Genomic DNA, 15,540 nt, shown 5'->3' on the forward strand with positions numbered 1-15,540 from the left:
CCGGCCTGCCCGTGCAGCCCGCAGACGACGGGCGCGCCCCCCTCCCGCGGGGGGCGCGCCTCGGCGTCGACGTGGGCAGCGTCCGCGTCGGCCTGGCCGCGAGCGACCCCGACGGTCTCGTCGCGACCCCCGTCGAGACCCTCGCACGCGACACGCGCGCCGGCGCGGCGGTCCCCGCCGACGTCGCCCGCATCGCGGCCGAGGTCGAGGAGCGCAACGCCCAGGTCGTCTACGTGGGCCTGCCGCGGCACCTCTCCGGCGGGGAGGGCGCCGCCGCCCAGGGCGCCCGGGCGTACGCTGGTGCGGTGGCTCGCGTCGTCGCACCGGTGCCGGTGCACCTCGTCGACGAGCGGATGACGACCGTCAGCGCCCACCAGGCGCTGCACGCGTCGGGACGCGCCGGTCGCAAGCACCGGAGCGTCGTCGACCAGGCCGCCGCCGTTATCATTCTGCAATCCGCTCTCGAGGCCGAGCGGGGCGCGGGGGTGCGCGCCGGAGAACCTGTAGACCCGACAGGAGACCACCGACCGTGACCGACCTGTTCGAACGGCCCGCAGTCCAGGGCGAGCAGCAGCCCGCGCGCTCCTCGCGCGCCGAGCAGCGCGCGCGCCGGGCCGCGAAGAAGCGACGCCAGCGCCGGCGCCGCCGGGCCCTCGTGGTCCTGCTCGTCTCGCTCCTCGTGGTGGGCGGAGCGGGCTACCTGCTGCTCAACAACGCGTCCGACCTCTTCGGGTTCGCGAACCCGCTCGAGGCGAAGGACTTCGAGGGCCCGGGGACCGAGCCCGTCGACGTCGTGATCGAGCCCGGTTCGACGGGCCGCGACATGGGGGCGGTGCTCACCGAGGCGGGCGTCGTCGCGAGCTCCGCGGCGTTCGCGAACGCGTTCGAGGACAACCCGAACGCCGGCAAGATCCAGCCGGGCACGCACACGCTGCTCCTCGGGATGTCGGCGAAGGACGCCGTCGCGCGTCTCGTGGCGAACGACTCGCGCGTCGAGACGAAGATCACGATCCCCGAGGGCTACACGGTCAAGCAGGTGCTCGAGCGGTCGTCCTCCGTGACCGGGATTCCCGTCGCCGAGTTCGAGGCGGCCATGGCCGACACCGCCGCCACGGGGCTGCCCGCCGAGGCGAACGGCAACTACGAGGGCTGGCTCTACCCGACGACGTACGTCCTCGAGCCGGGCGACGTCAACGCCACGGGGATCATCCAGGGCATGGTGAGCCAGACCACGAGCGAGCTCGCCGAGCTCGGCGTGGCGCCCGAGCGCTTCCAGGAAGTGCTCACGATGGCGTCGATCGTCGAGTGGGAGGGCAAGAACGCGGAGCAGCGGCAGAAGGTCGCGCGCGTCATCTACAACCGCATCGAGGACGGCATGCCGCTCGGCATGGACGCGATCGACGTCTACGGGCTGGGCAAGCCGGCCGGTCAGATCACGACCGAGGAGTTCCAGAACCCCGACCTCCCGTACGCGTCGCGCGTCCACCAGGGCCTGCCCCCTACCCCGATCGGGAGCCCCAGCCGGGAGAGCGTCGAGGCCGTGCTCAACGCACCGGAGGGCCCGTGGCTCTGGTACGTGACCGTGAACCTGGACACCGGAGAGACGAAGTTCACCGACAAGTACGCGGAGTTCGAGCAGTTCAAGCAGGAGTACCGGCAGTGGTTGGCGGAGAACGAGGGGTGAGCACGACGCGCCCGCCGCGCCGGGCGGCCGTCCTCGGCCACCCCGTCGCGCACTCGCTGTCGCCGGTGCTGCACCGTGCCGCGTACGACGCGCTCGGGCTGGACGGGTGGTCCTACGAGGCGATCGACACGACCGAGGAGCAGCTCCCGGCCTTCGTCAACGGCCTCGACGCCTCGTGGGCGGGCCTGAGCCTGACCATGCCGCTCAAGCACGCGGTGATCCCGCTGCTGGACCACGTCGACCCGCTCGCGAACGTCGTCGGGGCGGTCAACACGCTCGTGGTGCAGCCTACGGGTGGGACACGACCGACGTTCGTCGGGACGAACACCGACGTGCACGGCCTCGTCGCGGCGCTGCGCGAAGGGCTGGGGGAGCGGGAAGTCCGTTCCGCCGTCGTGCTGGGCGCCGGCGCGACCGCCGCCTCGACGCTCGCCGCGCTGGCGCAGCTGGGCTGCACCGCACCGTCCGTCCTCGTGCGCTCGCTGGGGCGCACGGGAACCCTGCAGCGCGCCGCGCACCGCATGGGCGTCGAGCCGCGGTTCGAGGTGCTGGACCCGGCGTCGCCCGCGCTCGTCGACCGCCTCGTGCGCACGGACGCCGTCGTGGCCACCCTGCCGTCGCGTGCCGCCGACCCGGTGGCGGGCGCGCTGTCCCAGGCCGCGGTGACGCCCGGCGGGGTCCTCCTCGACGTCGTCTACGACCCCCGGCCCACCGCGCTGTCCGTCGCCTGGGCCGCGGGCGGCGGCACCGTCGTCGGCGGCGAGCGCATGCTCCTGCACCAGGCGGCCGAGCAGGTGCGGCTCATGACGGGCAAGGCTGCGCCGCTGGCGACGATGGACCGCGCCCTCGGCTCCGCGCTCGGCGCCCCGGTCTGAGCCCCACGCGAATCAGCCGCCGAGGACCGCGCGGGTCGTCGTCTGGCCCCAGCCGGCGGCGACGCCCGCGCCGAGCACCATGAACGGGCCGAAGGCCACCGCCGTGTCGCGGCGAGCGCGCCGCGAGACCACCAGGCCGAGCGCCCACGCCCCGCCGAGCAGGAACGGCAGGAGGAGCCCGGTGACGAGCTCGGCCCACCCGAACCACGCGAGCGGGGCGCCGAGCGTGCCCGCGAGCTTGACGTCGCCGAACCCCAGCCCGGGCGGGTGCGCGAGCCGCAGCGCGGCGTAGGCGCAGAAGCCCACGGCGCCGCCGGCGAGCGCGCGGACGAGCGGCTCCCCGTCGCCCGCCGCGAGCGACGCGACCGCGAGCAGCACGACGACCGCGACCCCTGTCGGGAGCACGATCACGTCCGGCAGGCGGTGCGTGCGCACGTCGATCACGGCGAGCAGCGCGCCTGCCGCGGCGACGACCGCGACGGCGGGCGTCGCCCACGACAGGCCCGACCACCACGCCGCGGCCAGCGCCGCGAGCAGCGCGAGCACTCCACCCGCCCGGCCCGCGACCCGGAGCTCGCGGGCGAGGTCGGCGCGACGGCGTCGTCCCCAGGTCCTCGGCGCGGCCGCGGTCACGACGGCCGCCCGCGCCTCGTCCGGCTCGTCGTCACCCGACCCGCGGCGCGATGTCGCGGCGTGCCTCGTCCCGTCCCCCTGCTGGACCATGCGCGGCACCGTAGCGTGCCCGCGGAGGCGCGCGACGTCGTCGTCCACAGGCCGCCGCGTCGGCGGGCACGGAGCTGCGCGCCGCGCCGCAGGGGACCGCGGGACCGACGCCTCAGGGGACCGCTCGACCGTCGTCGCACGCCGTCGGTCCGCACTGCGGGCGGCCGCCGGGACGACGGCGCCGACGTGGGAGGATGGCGATCATGCTGCGTTGGTTGACATCGGGTGAGTCGCACGGCGAGGCGCTGGTCGGGATCCTCGACGGGCTGCCCGCGGGCGTCGCGCTCACGACGGACGACGTGCGCGCCGCGCTCGCGCGTCGCCGCCTCGGGTACGGCCGCGGTTCACGCCAGAAGTTCGAGCAGGACGAGCTGCGCGTCCTCGGCGGCCTGCGCCACGGCGCGACCCAGGGTGGTCCGCTCGCCATCGAGATCGCGAACTCCGAGTGGCCCAAGTGGGTCGACGTCATGTCGTCCGACCCCGTGCCGCCCGAGGCGCTGCTCGTCGACGCCGGGACGGGTGACGTCCGGGAGATCGCGCGCAACCGCCCGCTCACCCGGCCGCGCCCCGGGCACGCCGACCTCGTCGGCATGCGCAAGTACGGTTTCGAGGACGCACGACCGGTGCTCGAGCGCGCCTCGGCGCGCGAGACCGCGACGCGGGTCGCGCTCGGCACGGCCGCGGCGAAGTTCCTCGAGCAGGCCCTCGGCGTCCGGCTCGTGTCGCACGTCGTCGCGATCGGGCCGGTCGAGGTCCCCGAGGACGCGCCGGTGCCCGGCCCCGACGACGTCGCCGCGCTCGACGCCGACCCGGTGCGCTGCTTCGACCCGGACGCCGCGGCGGCCATGGTCGCGGAGATCGACGAGTGCCAGAAGGCGGGAGACACGCTCGGCGGCGTCGTCGAGGTGCTCGCGTACGGGGTTCCCTCGGGCCTGGGCACCTACGCGCAGAGCGACCGGCGCCTCGACGCGCGCCTCGCCGCCGTCCTCATGGGCATCCAGGCGATCAAGGGCGTCGAGGTCGGCGACGGCTTCCGCACCGCGCGCCGCCGCGGGTCCGCCGCGCACGACGAGATCGAGCGCGGCGCCGACGGTCGCATCCACCGGCGCAGCAACCGCGCCGGCGGGGTCGAGGGCGGCATGTCGAACGGCGAGGTGGTGCGCGTGCGCGCCGCCATGAAGCCGATCTCGACGGTGCCGCGCGCGCTCGCGACGGTCGACGTCGTCACCGGCGACGTCGCCAAGGCCCAGCACCAGCGCTCCGACGTGTGCGCGGTCCCGCCCGCGGCGGTCGTCGCAGAGGCCATGGTCGCGCTCGTCCTCGCCGAGCAGGCGCTCGAGAAGTTCGGCGGCGACTCCGTCGCGGAGGTCCGCCGTAACGCCGAGGCGTACCTCGCCGCGATCCCCGAGCTGCAGCGCTGATGACGCCCGTCGCCCCGGGGACCCGCCCGGTCGTCGTGCTCGTCGGGCCGCCCGGGAGCGGGAAGTCGACCGTCGCGCGCCACCTGGCCGAGCTGCTCGGCCTCGCGCAGCGCGACACGGACGTCGACGTCGAGACCACGGCCGGGAAGCCGGTCGCGGACATCTTCGTCGACCACGGCGAGCCGCACTTCCGCGAGCTCGAGCGCGAGGCCGTGACGACCGCGCTCGCGACGCACGACGGCGTCCTCGCCCTGGGCGGCGGCGCGGTGCTCGACGAGCACACGCAGACCGCGCTCGCCGCGTACGTCGCCGCGGGCGGGACGGTCGTCTTCCTCGACGTGAGCCTCGCGCACGCCGCACCGCGCGTCGGCCTCAACCAGGCGCGTCCGCTCCTGCTCGGGAACCCGCGGGCGCGCTGGGCCGCGCTCATGGAGGCGCGGCGCCCCGTCTACGAGCGGGTCTCGACGCTGCACGTCGCGACGGACGCGCGCACGCCCGCCCAGGTCGCGCGCGAGATCCGCGAGCACCTCGTGGACGGTGCGCCCGGCACTCCCGGGCGCACGACGCCCGCACCCGCGCCGGCCGACCCCGCCGGCACCCCGGTCGAACAGGAGAACGCGTGAGCGACACGACCCCCGACGCCACCACCCCCGCCCAGGACACGACCGCGGCCGCGCCGACGCGTGTGCGGGTCTCGGGCGAGCAGCCGTACGACGTCGTCGTGGGGCGCCACCTGCTCGGCGAGCTGCCCGCCATGCTCGGCGACCGGGTGCGCCGGGTGCTCGTCGTGCACCCCGCGGCCCTCGCCGCGACGGCCGAGGTGGTCCACGAGGACCTCAAGGCGTCGGGCTACGAGGCGTACGTCGCGGAGGTCCCGGACGCGGAGGAGTCCAAGACCGCGCAGGTCGCGGCGTTCCTGTGGGGCGTGCTCGGACAGCTGGACTTCACGCGCACGGACGCGGTCGTCACGGTCGGCGGCGGTGCGACGACGGACCTCGGCGGCTTCGTCGCCGCGACGTGGCTGCGCGGCATCCGCGTGGTGCACGTGCCGACGACGCTCCTCGCGATGGTCGACGCCGCGGTCGGGGGCAAGACCGGCATCAACACGGCCGAGGGCAAGAACCTCGTCGGTGCGTTCCACCCGCCCGCGGGCGTGCTGTGCGACCTCGCGGCCCTGGAGTCGCTCGGCCGCTGGGACTTCGTCGCGGGTCTCGCGGAGGTCGTCAAGGCCGGGTTCATCGCGGACGAGCGCATCCTCGAGCTCGTCGAGGAGCACGCCGACGCGCTCGCCGCGTGGGGCACCCGGCCGACGACGGACGAGACCTGGGCCGTCGTCGCCGAGCTCGTCGAGCGCTCGGTCGCGGTCAAGGCGCGCGTCGTGGGGGAGGACCTCAAGGAGGCCGGCCTGCGCGAGATCCTCAACTACGGGCACACGCTGGGCCACGCCGTCGAGCTCACCGAGCGCTACCAGTGGCGCCACGGCGCGGCCGTCTCCGTCGGCATGGTGTTCGCCGCCGAGCTCTCGCGCCTCGCCGGGAGGCTGGACGACGCCGTCGTCGAGCGGCACCGGGCGATCCTCGGCTCGCTGGGGCTGCCCCTCACCTATCGGGGCGACCGCTGGGAGCAGCTCATGTCGGCCATGCGCCGTGACAAGAAGTCGCGCGGCGACCTCCTGCGGTTCGTCGTGCTCGACGACGTCGCCCGCCCGACCCGCCTCGAGGGTCCGGACCCGACGCTGCTCGCCGCGGCCTACGCGGAGATCGCGGCGGACGCCCCGGTGGGCCGCGGGCCGATCGCCCTCTGAGGGGCCACGGTCGAGGTCAGGCCCACAGCCCTCGGGTGCGGAGCACGTCGCGCAGCACGTCCGAGCGGTCGGTGACGATCCCGTCGACCCCGAGGTCGAGCAGCCGGTGCATGGTCGGGGCGTCGTTGACCGTCCAGGCGTGCACCGCGACGCCGGCCCGGTGCGCGGCCCGCACGAACGCGGAGTCCACGACGCGCACCCAGCCTTCGCGCACCGGTACCTGGAGGCAGTCGACGGAGCGCGCGGCTCGTCGGGCGAGCGCGTCGACGCGGGCGCGCCCCGCGAGCAGCATGCCCACCACCGCGCCCCGCGCGCCGGACACGGTCACAGGCCGCGAGAGCCGCGCGACGGTCGCCTCGCGGCGCGCCGCGGCGAACGACGCGACGCACACGCGGTCGTGCGCGCGCGTGCGCTCGATCGCGCGCGCGACCGGCTCGGCAGCCGCCGCCGACTTGACGTCGACGTTGACCCGCAGGTCCGGCCACGTCCCGAGGACGTCCTCCAGCGACGGCACCGGCTCTCGTCCGCCGATCCGGGCGGCGCGCACCGTGCGCCACGGGAGGTCGGCCACGAGGCCGCGCGCGTCCGTCGTCCGGTCCAGCGAGGCGTCGTGGAGCGCCACGGCGACGCCGTCCGACGTCGCGTGGGCGTCCGTCTCGACGTACCGGAGCCCCAGCTCGCGGGCCGCCGCGAACGCGGCCATCGAGTTCTCGAGACCCTCGCGCGAGAAGCCGCGGTGCGCGAGCGCCGCGAAGGGCACGTCCAGGTAGCGCGTCGCGCTCATGCGGCCGCCCCTGGGCGGGCGTCGGACGGCGCGGGGCCGGGTGCGCAGGGCAGCGGCAGGAGCAGGACCGGGGGCAGAGGGCGGGCAGCGCTGAGGGTCACCCCGTCAGCCTGCCCGAGGCCGTGGTCCGTCGCCCGTCGGGAGCGGGCACGGACGTCTCGCCGTCGCCGGCCCCGGCACGGCTAGGCTCGGGCGCCATGGAACGCGTGCTCGTCCTCAACGGACCCAACCTCGGTCGGCTCGGCGTGCGGGAGCCGGAGATCTACGGCTCGGCCTCGATGGCCGACCTCCGTGCGTCGGCGTCGACGTGGGGGAGCGCGCTCGACCTCGCCGTCGACGTGCGGCAGACCGACGACGAGTCCGAGCTCGTCGGCTGGCTGCACGAGGCCGTCGACGCCCGGACCCACGTCGTGCTGAACCCGGCCGCGTTCACGCACTACTCGTACGCGGTGCGCGACGCCGCCGCGCAGGTCACGACGTCCGGCCTGCTGCTGGTCGAGGTCCACCTGAGCAACCCGGCGGCGCGCGAGGCGTTCCGCAGCCACTCCGTGGTGGGCGCGGTGGCGACGGGCACGATCGCGGGCTTCGGCTTCGACTCCTACCGGCTCGCGCTCGAGGCGGTCGCCGCGCGGCTGCGGGGAGCGGCCCCGGCTTGATCACGCTCGATCAAGCCCCAAGGCTTGATGGAGCGGGAACAAGGGTCTAGCCTTGAGGGCATGTACGTCCTCACCGTCGACCAGCGGGGGAGCACCGGTCGTCCCGATCGCGTCCCCGAGGTGCTCGCGCGCCTCGAGGAGGTGCTGGCGGACCGCGCTGGTGTCGTGCTCCCGTTCGACCGGACCGTCGGCGACGAGGTCCAGGGGGTCCTCGACCACCCGGAGGTCGTCGTCGAGGTCGTGCTCGACCTCCTGCGCGACGGCGGCTGGAGCGTCGGGCTCGGCGTCGGGCCCGTCGACGAGCCGCTGCCCGCGGTGTCGCGCGAGGCGTCGGGCACGGCGTTCGTCCTGGCCCGCGAGGCGGTGGAGCAGGCGAAGTCGCGCGCGGCCACCGCGCCCGTCGCCGTCCGCGGGGAGCCCGCGTCGCGCGCCGCCGAGGTCGAGGCGCTCCTGCGTCTCCTCGCGGCGGTCGCGGACCGGCGCACCGCGCCCGGGTGGGAGGCCGTCGACGCGCTGGCGCGTGTGGGTGGGACCCAGAAGGATGTGGCTCGCGCGCTCGGTGTGTCCGAGCAGGCGGTCAGCCAGCGGCTGCGCACCGCGCTGTGGCCCGAGGAGGCGGCGGTGCGGCCCGTGGTCGCGAGGCTGCTGGGCGAGCTCCACGAGGGGCCGCCGGTGGATCGGCAGGAGGAGAAGGCGTGACGGACCCGGTGACGGTCGTGCTCGTGGTGGTCGTCTGGGTGGTCGCGCTCGCCGCGAGCGTCCTCGGCGGCGGCCCCGTGACCCAGTGGGTGCTGCGCGCGGCGGCGCGCTCGGGCGGCTCCGCCGCTCCGGGGCGTGCCGGCCGGCCCCGGCGCGCGGCCCCTGCGGACCCGGCGGCCGTGCCCGTGCCCCCGCCGCCCCCTCCGACGACGGGGCCGATCGGGACGGAGGCGGTCAAGGCTCTGCGCGGCGGGACGTGGATCGGGATCCTCGAACGGTTCGCGATCACGGGCTGCCTCCTCGCGGGCGAGCCCGGCGGCATCGCCTTCGTCGTCGCGATCAAGGGCCTGGGCCGCTATCCCGAGCTGCGCGAGCACCCCGTCGCGTCGGAGCGCTTCGTCATCGGGACGCTCGCCTCGATGTGCTGGGCGGCGACCCTGGGCGTCGTGGCGAACGCGGTCCTCGCCGCGCTCCGGTAAGATCGTCAAGGCCCATTTCCGCATCCCGCCCTCGCGTGGCCCCCTCGTGCCGTCCCGGCGCGCGGTGGCGCGTCGACGGGACCGCTGACCCTCCGACAGGAAGACGAACGTGGCGACCACCAACGACATCAAGAACGGCACTGTGCTGCGACTCGACGGCCAGCTGTGGACCGTGATCGAGTTCCAGCACGTCAAGCCCGGCAAGGGTGGCGCGTTCGTCCGCACCAAGATCAAGAACGTCATGACGGGCAAGACGATCGACAAGACGTTCAACGCCGGGCTCAAGATCGAGACCGCCAACGTCGACCGCCGTGACTTCCAGTACCTGTACCAGGACGGCGCGGACTACGTGTTCATGGACACCTCGACGTACGACCAGATCACGGTCGGCGCCGAGATCGTGGGCGACGCCAAGGACTACATGCTCGAGAACCAGAACGTGCTCATCGCGTCGAACGACGGCCAGCCGCTCTACATCGAGCTGCCGGCCTCGGTCGTCCTCGAGATCACGTACACCGAGCCGGGCCTGCAGGGCGACCGCTCGACGGGCGGCACCAAGCCCGCGACGCTCGAGACGGGCGCGCAGATCCAGGTCCCGCTCTTCCTCGAGCAGGGCACCAAGGTCAAGGTCGACACGCGTGACGGGTCGTACCTCGGCCGCGTGAACGACTGACCGCCGGCACCGACGGACAGACGACGGACTGACATGGCCGCACGCACCAAGGCGCGCAAGCGCGCGCTCGACGTCCTCTTCGAGGCGGAGCAGCGTCACGTGGACCCGACGACCCTCCTCGCGGAGCGCGTCGCCGACCCCGGGACGGCGCAGACCGCGCTGCCGCAGTACGCGGTCGACATCGTCGAGGGGGTGCTCGCCCACCGCGAGCGCATCGACGAGCTGCTCGAGACCTACTCCCACGGGTGGACGCTCGAGCGCATGCCCGCGGTCGACCGGGCCCTGCTGCGCATCGGCGGCTGGGAGATCCTCTTCAACGACGACGTCCCGGACGTCGTCGCGATCGACGAGGCCGTCGACCTCGCGCGCTCCCTGTCGACCGACGACTCGCCGTCGTTCGTCAACGGGCTGCTCGCGCGCATCGTCGAGATGAAGCCGACGATCACGGCCTGACCGCGGCGCCCGGTCTCGGCCGGGACGACGCCTCGCGCGGCGTCGGTCACGGGTGTGACCGACGCCGCGTCCCACCGGGCGGGACGCGCACCCGGCCGCCGGACCACCGGCGGTAGGGTGGGTGACCGTCAGACATCCTTTAAGGCCCGTCCTGTGAGGCGGGGAAGGAGGTCGCCGGACATGAGCTCTGGCGCTGCTGTGCCCACACCATCCGCACCCCGGCCGGGGTCCGACCCCGAGACGGGGCCGACCGCCGGGACCGTCGTCCTCACGGCGGCGGACATCTCCCGCGCGCTGACGCGCATCGCCCACGAGATCGTGGAGCGCAACAAGGGAGCCCACGACCTCGTCCTCCTCGGCATCCCGACGCGCGGCGTCCCGCTCGCGGCCCGGCTCGCCGAGCGACTCGCCGCGATCGAGGGAGACGGCGCGCCCGACCCGCACGCGATCGTCGGCGAGCTCGACGTGACGATGTACCGCGACGACCTGCACCGCCACCCGACGCGCACGATCGGCGCGACGCGCCTGCCCGCGTCGGGGATCGACGGCAAGGTCGTGGTCCTCGTCGACGACGTCCTGTACTCCGGCCGCACGATCCGGGCCGCGCTCGACGCGATCAGCGACCTCGGCCGCCCGCGCGCGGTGCAGCTCGCGGCGCTCGTCGACCGCGGCCACCGGGAGCTGCCGATCCGCCCCGACTTCGTGGGCAAGAACCTGCCGACGTCGACGTCCGAGCGCGTGAGCGTGCGCCTCGCCGAGATCGACGGCGCCTCAGCGGCGGGCGACGCGTCCGACGACGCGGTCGTCATCCGGCCCGCGGCCCCGCAGGCGGCCGCCACCGACGGTGGGGAGGCCCGCGCATGAGGCATCTGCTCTCGACCCAGGACCTCGGACGCGCCGACGCCGTCCGCATCCTCGACACGGCCGCCCAGATGGCCGCGACGCAGTCGCGCGAGATCAAGAAGCTCCCGACGCTGCGCGGGCGCACGGTCGTCAACCTCTTCTACGAGGACTCGACGCGCACGCGCATCTCCTTCGAGACCGCGGCGAAGCGGCTGTCCGCGGACGTCATCAACTTCTCGGCCAAGGGGTCGAGCGTGTCCAAGGGCGAGTCGCTCAAGGACACGGCGCTGACGCTCCAGGCGATGGGCGCGGACGCGGTCGTCGTGCGGCACCAGGCGTCGGGCGCCCCGCACCTGCTCGCGCACGCGGGCTGGCTCGACGCGGCCGTCGTCAACGCGGGCGACGGCATGCACCAGCACCCGACGCAGGCGCTCCTCGACGCGTACACCCTGCGCCGCCACCTCACCGGGACGGGCCTGACCTCCCCGGGGGCGAGCGGCCCCGACGACGCCGCCGCACGCGGTGCCGGCCTCGACGGGCGCCACGTCGCGATCGTCGGCGACGTGCTGCACTCGCGGGTCGCGCGCTCGAACGTCCACCTGCTGCACACGCTCGGGGCCCGCGTGACGCTCGTCGCGCCGCCCACGCTCCTGCCGGTCGGCGTCCGGACGTGGCCGTGCGAGGTCTCCTACGACCTGGACGCAACCCTCGCGGGGCACACGGCGCACGGCGGCCCCGACGCCGTGATGATGCTGCGCGTGCAGCGCGAGCGCATGAGCGGCGCCGGCGCCGGGGGCGGGGCCTTCTTCCCGAACCCGCTCGAGTACAGCCGCAAGTACGGGCTCGACGCCCGGCGCCTCGGACTCCTCGCCGAGCACGCCGTCGTCCTGCACCCCGGCCCCATGAACCGCGGCCTCGAGATCTCCGCGCAGGCGGCGGACTCGCCGCGCGCGGTGATCGTGGAGCAGGTCGCGAACGGCGTCGCCGTGCGCATGGCCGTGCTCTACCTCCTCCTCGCGGGCAGCGACGAGGCCGACGCCGCGGCGTCGTCCACGCCCCTGCCCTCCGCCCAGCCCGTCCCCGCCGTCGAAAGGGTCTCCGCCTCGTGAGCAGCGCCGCAACCACCACGTACGTCCTGCGCGGCGCGCGCCCGCTCGGCGGCGACCCCGTCGACCTCGTCCTCGCGGACGGTGTGGTCGCCGAGCTCGCTCCCCTCGGCGCAGCGCGCGCCGCGGACGACGAGGGCACGGTCGTCGTCGACGCGACGGGCCTCGTCGCCCTGCCCGGGCTGGTCGACCTGCACACGCACCTGCGCGAGCCGGGGCGCGAGGACGCCGAGACGATCGCGTCCGGCACCCGCGCCGCGGCGGCGGGCGGCTTCACGGCCGTGCACGCGATGGCCAACACGACCCCGGTCGCGGACACGGCGGGCGTCGTCGAGCAGGTGTGGCGCCTCGGGCGCGACGCGGGCTGGGTCGACGTGCACCCGGTGGGCGCCGTCTCCGTCGGGCTCGCGGGCGAGCAGCTCGCCGAGCTCGGTGCGATGGCCGACTCCGCGGCCCGCGTGCGGGTGTTCTCGGACGACGGGAAGTGCGTCGACGACCCGATCCTCATGCGCCGCGCCCTCGAGTACGTCAAGGCGTTCGACGGCGTCGTCGCCCAGCACGCGCAGGAGCCGCGCCTCACCGAGGGCGCCCAGATGAACGAGGGCGTCGTGTCGGCCGAGCTCGGCCTCGCGGGCTGGCCCGCGGTCGCGGAGGAGGCGATCATCGCGCGCGACGTGCTCCTCGCGGAGCACGTGGGCTCGCGCCTGCACGTGTGCCACCTGTCGACCGCCGGCTCGGTCGAGATCGTCCGCTGGGCCAAGGGCCGCGGGATCGACGTCACGGCCGAGGTCACGCCGCACCACCTCGCCCTCACCGACGACCTGGCGCGCGGCTACGACCCGACCTTCAAGGTCAACCCGCCGCTGCGCACGGCCGCGGACGTCGAGGCGGTGCGCGAGGGTCTCGCGGACGGCACGATCGACATCGTCGCGACCGACCACGCGCCGCACGCGCGCGAGGACAAGGACTGCGAGTGGGCCGCGGCCGCGTTCGGCATGACGGGCCTCGAGACGGCGCTGAGCGTCGTGCAGCAGACCATGGTCGACACGGGCCGCATGACGTGGGCCGACGTCGCACGCGTGCTGTCGAGCGCGCCCGCGCGCATCGGCCGCATCGACACGGGGGAGCGCGCCCAGGGCCGTCCGCTCGAGGTCGGCGAGCCCGCGAACGTCACGCTCGTCGACCCGGCCGCGCGGCGCGTGGTCGACGGCGCCGGGCAGGCCACCGCGAGCACCAACACGCCCTTCCAGGGCCGCGAGCTGCCCGGTGCGGTCGTCGCGACGTTCCTGCGCGGCCGGGCCACCGTGCTCGACGGAGCGCCCGTCGAGGCGGTCACCGCCGGTCGGGGGGTGGGAGCGTGAACCTGCCGCAGCCGGTCGCGGCCGGGATCTGGATCGTGCTCGGCGTCGTCCTGCTGACGCTCGTGCTCGTCGGCCGGCGCCGGCTCGTGCGCCGCTCCGCGGGCTTCGTGCCGACGCCGCCCGCGGTGCCGGCGGAGCCCGCGCGCGGCGGCGTCGTGCTCGGCCCGCTCGACGCGCTGTACGTGTCGAGCACGCTCGCGGGCGACTGGCTCGCGCGCGTCGGCGCCCACGGGCTCGGCGACCGGGCGCAGGCCCAGGTCACCGTGCACGACGGCGGCCTGCACGTCGCGCGCCGCGGCGCCGACGACGTGTGGGTCCCCGCGGCGGCCGTCGAGGACGTGGCGCTCACACCGGGCATGGCGGGGAAGTTCGTCGGGAAGGAGGCCATCGTCGTGGTGACGTGGTCCGTCCCGGCAGAGCCGGTCCCGGCCGACGCGCCCGAGGCGCCGGCGCACCCTGAGGTCCGGCTGGACACCGGGCTGATGCCGCGCCACGACCACGACGTCCCGCGTCTCCTGGAGGCCGTGCGCGACCTCGCCGGCCGACCCCGGAGCCCGGGCGCCGACGGTACCCGCGAACGACGAACCGGGGCGCCGAGCAGCGCCACCGACGCACCCACCGACCAGGACGGCCCGGCGCCGACGCGCGAGAGCGCGGCACCCGGCACCGACGAGAACGACGAGGAAGCACCTTGACCGCCTCAGCGAACGCAGTGAGCTCACCGACCGCAGTCACCTCGGTGACCGGCGCACCCGCGCCCGACCGGGCCCTGATCGTCCTCGAGGACGGCACGGTGCAGGCCGGTCGCGCGTACGGCGCGCGCGGCACGACCGTCGGCGAGATCGTCTTCAACACCGGCATGACCGGCTACCAGGAGACCCTCACCGACCCCTCCTACCACCGGCAGATCGTCGTCATGACGGCCCCCCACATCGGGAACACGGGCGTCAACGACGAGGACCCGGAGTCCGGCAAGATCTGGGTCGCCGGGTACGTCGTGCGCGACGCGGCCCGCCGCGCGTCGAGCTGGCGCGCGCAGCGCACCCTCGACGAGGAGCTCGCGGCCCAGGGCGTCGTCGGCATCAGCGACGTCGACACGCGCGCCCTCACGCGCCACCTGCGCGAGCTCGGCGTGATGCGCGCGGGCATCTTCTCCGGCGACGCGCTCGTGCGCGACGGCTACCCGCGCACCGTGGAGGACCTCGTCGCCGAGGTGAAGGCGGCGCCTGCGATGGCCGGCGCCGACCTCGCCCGCGAGGTGAGCACGGAGACGGCGTACGTCGTCGAGCCCTTCGAGGGCACGACGCCGGACGGCGAGCCCGTCGCGACGGTCGTCGCCGTGGACCTCGGCATCAAGTCGATGACGCCCCAGCGCCTCGCGCAGCGCGGCGTGCGCGTGCACGTGGTGCCCGCCGCGTCGACGGTCGCGGACATCGAGGCGTACGCGCCCGACGGCGTGTTCTTCTCCAACGGCCCGGGCGACCCGAGCGCCGCGACGCACGAGGTCGAGCTGCTGCGCGGCGTCCTGGACCGCGGCACGCCGTTCTTCGGCATCTGCTTCGGCAACCAGATCCTCGGGCGTGCGCTCGGCTACGGCACGTACAAGCTCGCGTACGGCCACCGCGGCATCAACCAGCCCGTCATGGACCGCCGCACCGGCAAGGTCGAGGTCACGGCGCACAACCACGGGTTCGCGGTCGACGCGCCGCTCGACGGCGAGTCCGTCGCCCCGCACGACGGCGGCCGCTACGGGCGCGTCGTCGTGTCCCACGTCGGGCTCAACGACCAGGTGGTCGAGGGGCTCGAGTGCCTCGACCTGCCCGCCTTCTCCGTCCAGTACCACCCCGAGGCCGCGGCCGGCCCCCACGACGCCGCGTACCTCTTCGACCGCTTCGTCGAGCTCATGACGTCGCGTCGCGCCGCCGGCGCGGCGGGCGCAGGCTCCGACGCCGTCGAGCAGACCACCAAGGAGAGCTGAC

The 15,540-nt window shown here is 75.1% G+C and carries 18 protein-coding genes; 16 read left to right on the forward strand and 2 right to left on the reverse strand.

What is annotated here, in order from left to right; translation table 11 throughout:
• Window positions 1-5 precede the first annotated feature (5 nt).
• From ruvX to ACZ4MO_RS07960, 3 genes are read left to right on the forward strand one after another with little or no spacing between them, the layout of a single operon-like run.
• Window positions 6-533 carry a Holliday junction resolvase RuvX gene (gene ruvX / locus ACZ4MO_RS07950; protein ID WP_228088033.1) on the forward strand — a complete coding sequence of 176 codons (528 nt, stop codon included), beginning with the start codon at window positions 6-8 and terminating at the stop codon, window positions 531-533.
• Window positions 530-1,684: an endolytic transglycosylase MltG gene (mltG, locus tag ACZ4MO_RS07955; RefSeq protein ID WP_175008585.1), complete on the forward strand. Its 1,155-nt coding sequence runs from the start codon at window positions 530-532 to the stop codon at window positions 1,682-1,684. The genes ruvX and mltG overlap by 4 nt, the downstream gene beginning before the upstream one ends.
• Window positions 1,681-2,559 (forward strand): shikimate dehydrogenase, encoded by an 879-nt coding sequence (locus ACZ4MO_RS07960; RefSeq protein WP_175008584.1) that lies wholly within the window; start codon window positions 1,681-1,683, stop codon window positions 2,557-2,559. Before mltG ends, ACZ4MO_RS07960 begins: the two co-directional genes overlap by 4 nt.
• Window positions 2,560-2,571: 12 nt before the next feature.
• Here the strand turns inward: ACZ4MO_RS07960 and ACZ4MO_RS07965 are convergent, their stop codons facing one another.
• Window positions 2,572-3,282 carry a prepilin peptidase gene (locus ACZ4MO_RS07965; RefSeq protein WP_175008583.1) on the reverse strand — a complete coding sequence of 237 codons (711 nt, stop codon included), beginning with the start codon at window positions 3,280-3,282 and terminating at the stop codon, window positions 2,572-2,574.
• A gap of 203 nt (window positions 3,283-3,485) precedes the next feature.
• On the opposite strand from ACZ4MO_RS07965, the gene aroC reads away from it, so the two are divergent.
• Genes aroC through aroB form a run of 3 tightly spaced genes read left to right on the forward strand, consistent with a single transcriptional unit; the run spans window position 3,486 to window position 6,507 of the window.
• On the forward strand, window positions 3,486-4,703 hold the full coding sequence (gene aroC, locus ACZ4MO_RS07970; RefSeq protein WP_175008692.1) for a chorismate synthase: 1,218 nt from the start codon (window positions 3,486-3,488) through the stop codon (window positions 4,701-4,703).
• Window positions 4,703-5,326 carry a shikimate kinase gene (locus ACZ4MO_RS07975; protein ID WP_175008582.1) on the forward strand — a complete coding sequence of 208 codons (624 nt, stop codon included), beginning with the start codon at window positions 4,703-4,705 and terminating at the stop codon, window positions 5,324-5,326. The genes aroC and ACZ4MO_RS07975 overlap by 1 nt, the downstream gene beginning before the upstream one ends.
• Window positions 5,323-6,507, forward strand: coding sequence for a 3-dehydroquinate synthase (gene aroB / locus ACZ4MO_RS07980; protein WP_222592372.1), 1,185 nt, complete (start codon window positions 5,323-5,325; stop codon window positions 6,505-6,507). Before ACZ4MO_RS07975 ends, aroB begins: the two co-directional genes overlap by 4 nt.
• A gap of 16 nt (window positions 6,508-6,523) precedes the next feature.
• Here the strand turns inward: aroB and ACZ4MO_RS07985 are convergent, their stop codons facing one another.
• Window positions 6,524-7,291: a glycerophosphodiester phosphodiesterase family protein gene (locus tag ACZ4MO_RS07985; RefSeq protein ID WP_074806295.1), complete on the reverse strand. Its 768-nt coding sequence runs from the start codon at window positions 7,289-7,291 to the stop codon at window positions 6,524-6,526.
• 197 nt (window positions 7,292-7,488) lie between these two features.
• Between ACZ4MO_RS07985 and ACZ4MO_RS07990 the strand changes: the two genes are divergently transcribed.
• The 10 genes from ACZ4MO_RS07990 to carA all read left to right on the forward strand — a co-directional run bounded on the left by ACZ4MO_RS07990 (window position 7,489) and on the right by carA (window position 15,539).
• Window positions 7,489-7,947: a type II 3-dehydroquinate dehydratase gene (locus ACZ4MO_RS07990; protein ID WP_175008581.1), complete on the forward strand. Its 459-nt coding sequence runs from the start codon at window positions 7,489-7,491 to the stop codon at window positions 7,945-7,947.
• Window positions 7,948-8,007: 60 nt separating this feature from the next.
• Entirely contained in the window at window positions 8,008-8,646 is a 639-nt protein-coding gene (locus tag ACZ4MO_RS07995; protein ID WP_175008580.1) for a hypothetical protein, read from the forward strand.
• Window positions 8,643-9,125: a hypothetical protein gene (locus tag ACZ4MO_RS08000; protein ID WP_255181201.1), complete on the forward strand. Its 483-nt coding sequence runs from the start codon at window positions 8,643-8,645 to the stop codon at window positions 9,123-9,125. Before ACZ4MO_RS07995 ends, ACZ4MO_RS08000 begins: the two co-directional genes overlap by 4 nt.
• A gap of 109 nt (window positions 9,126-9,234) precedes the next feature.
• Window positions 9,235-9,798: an elongation factor P gene (efp, locus tag ACZ4MO_RS08005; RefSeq protein WP_021482610.1), complete on the forward strand. Its 564-nt coding sequence runs from the start codon at window positions 9,235-9,237 to the stop codon at window positions 9,796-9,798.
• A gap of 33 nt (window positions 9,799-9,831) precedes the next feature.
• A complete protein-coding gene (nusB, locus tag ACZ4MO_RS08010; protein WP_021482611.1) occupies window positions 9,832-10,251 on the forward strand; it encodes a transcription antitermination factor NusB in 420 nt (139 codons plus the stop codon).
• 180 nt (window positions 10,252-10,431) lie between these two features.
• The gene (gene pyrR, locus ACZ4MO_RS08015) at window positions 10,432-11,115 is read left to right on the forward strand and encodes a bifunctional pyr operon transcriptional regulator/uracil phosphoribosyltransferase PyrR (protein ID WP_114553674.1); all 684 of its coding nucleotides are present in this window, start codon (window positions 10,432-10,434) and stop codon (window positions 11,113-11,115) included.
• Window positions 11,112-12,203 (forward strand): aspartate carbamoyltransferase catalytic subunit, encoded by a 1,092-nt coding sequence (locus tag ACZ4MO_RS08020; RefSeq protein WP_114553673.1) that lies wholly within the window; start codon window positions 11,112-11,114, stop codon window positions 12,201-12,203. Before pyrR ends, ACZ4MO_RS08020 begins: the two co-directional genes overlap by 4 nt.
• Window positions 12,200-13,561: a dihydroorotase gene (locus tag ACZ4MO_RS08025; RefSeq protein ID WP_175008579.1), complete on the forward strand. Its 1,362-nt coding sequence runs from the start codon at window positions 12,200-12,202 to the stop codon at window positions 13,559-13,561. The genes ACZ4MO_RS08020 and ACZ4MO_RS08025 overlap by 4 nt, the downstream gene beginning before the upstream one ends.
• The gene (locus ACZ4MO_RS08030; RefSeq protein ID WP_175008578.1) at window positions 13,558-14,256 is read left to right on the forward strand and encodes a PH-like domain-containing protein; all 699 of its coding nucleotides are present in this window, start codon (window positions 13,558-13,560) and stop codon (window positions 14,254-14,256) included. Before ACZ4MO_RS08025 ends, ACZ4MO_RS08030 begins: the two co-directional genes overlap by 4 nt.
• Window positions 14,257-14,300: 44 nt before the next feature.
• Complete coding sequence (carA, locus tag ACZ4MO_RS08035) at window positions 14,301-15,539, forward strand: glutamine-hydrolyzing carbamoyl-phosphate synthase small subunit (RefSeq protein WP_074806318.1); 1,239 nt, start codon at window positions 14,301-14,303, stop codon at window positions 15,537-15,539.
• Window position 15,540 lies beyond the last annotated feature (1 nt).

This window comes from Sphaerisporangium cinnabarinum (assembly GCF_055567015.1).

Coding starts and splice junctions, on each gene's coding strand:
- pyrR (WP_114553674.1), top strand. CDS start 10,432: ATGAGCTCTGGCGCTGCTGTGCCCACACCATCCGCACCCCGGCCGGGG.
- ACZ4MO_RS07975 (WP_175008582.1), top strand. CDS start 4,703: ATGACGCCCGTCGCCCCGGGGACCCGCCCGGTCGTCGTGCTCGTCGGG.
- ACZ4MO_RS07985 (WP_074806295.1), bottom strand. CDS start 7,291: ATGAGCGCGACGCGCTACCTGGACGTGCCCTTCGCGGCGCTCGCGCAC.
- nusB (WP_021482611.1), top strand. CDS start 9,832: ATGGCCGCACGCACCAAGGCGCGCAAGCGCGCGCTCGACGTCCTCTTC.
- ACZ4MO_RS08020 (WP_114553673.1), top strand. CDS start 11,112: ATGAGGCATCTGCTCTCGACCCAGGACCTCGGACGCGCCGACGCCGTC.
- ACZ4MO_RS07995 (WP_175008580.1), top strand. CDS start 8,008: ATGTACGTCCTCACCGTCGACCAGCGGGGGAGCACCGGTCGTCCCGAT.
- aroC (WP_175008692.1), top strand. CDS start 3,486: ATGCTGCGTTGGTTGACATCGGGTGAGTCGCACGGCGAGGCGCTGGTC.
- ACZ4MO_RS07965 (WP_175008583.1), bottom strand. CDS start 3,282: ATGGTCCAGCAGGGGGACGGGACGAGGCACGCCGCGACATCGCGCCGC.
- ACZ4MO_RS07990 (WP_175008581.1), top strand. CDS start 7,489: ATGGAACGCGTGCTCGTCCTCAACGGACCCAACCTCGGTCGGCTCGGC.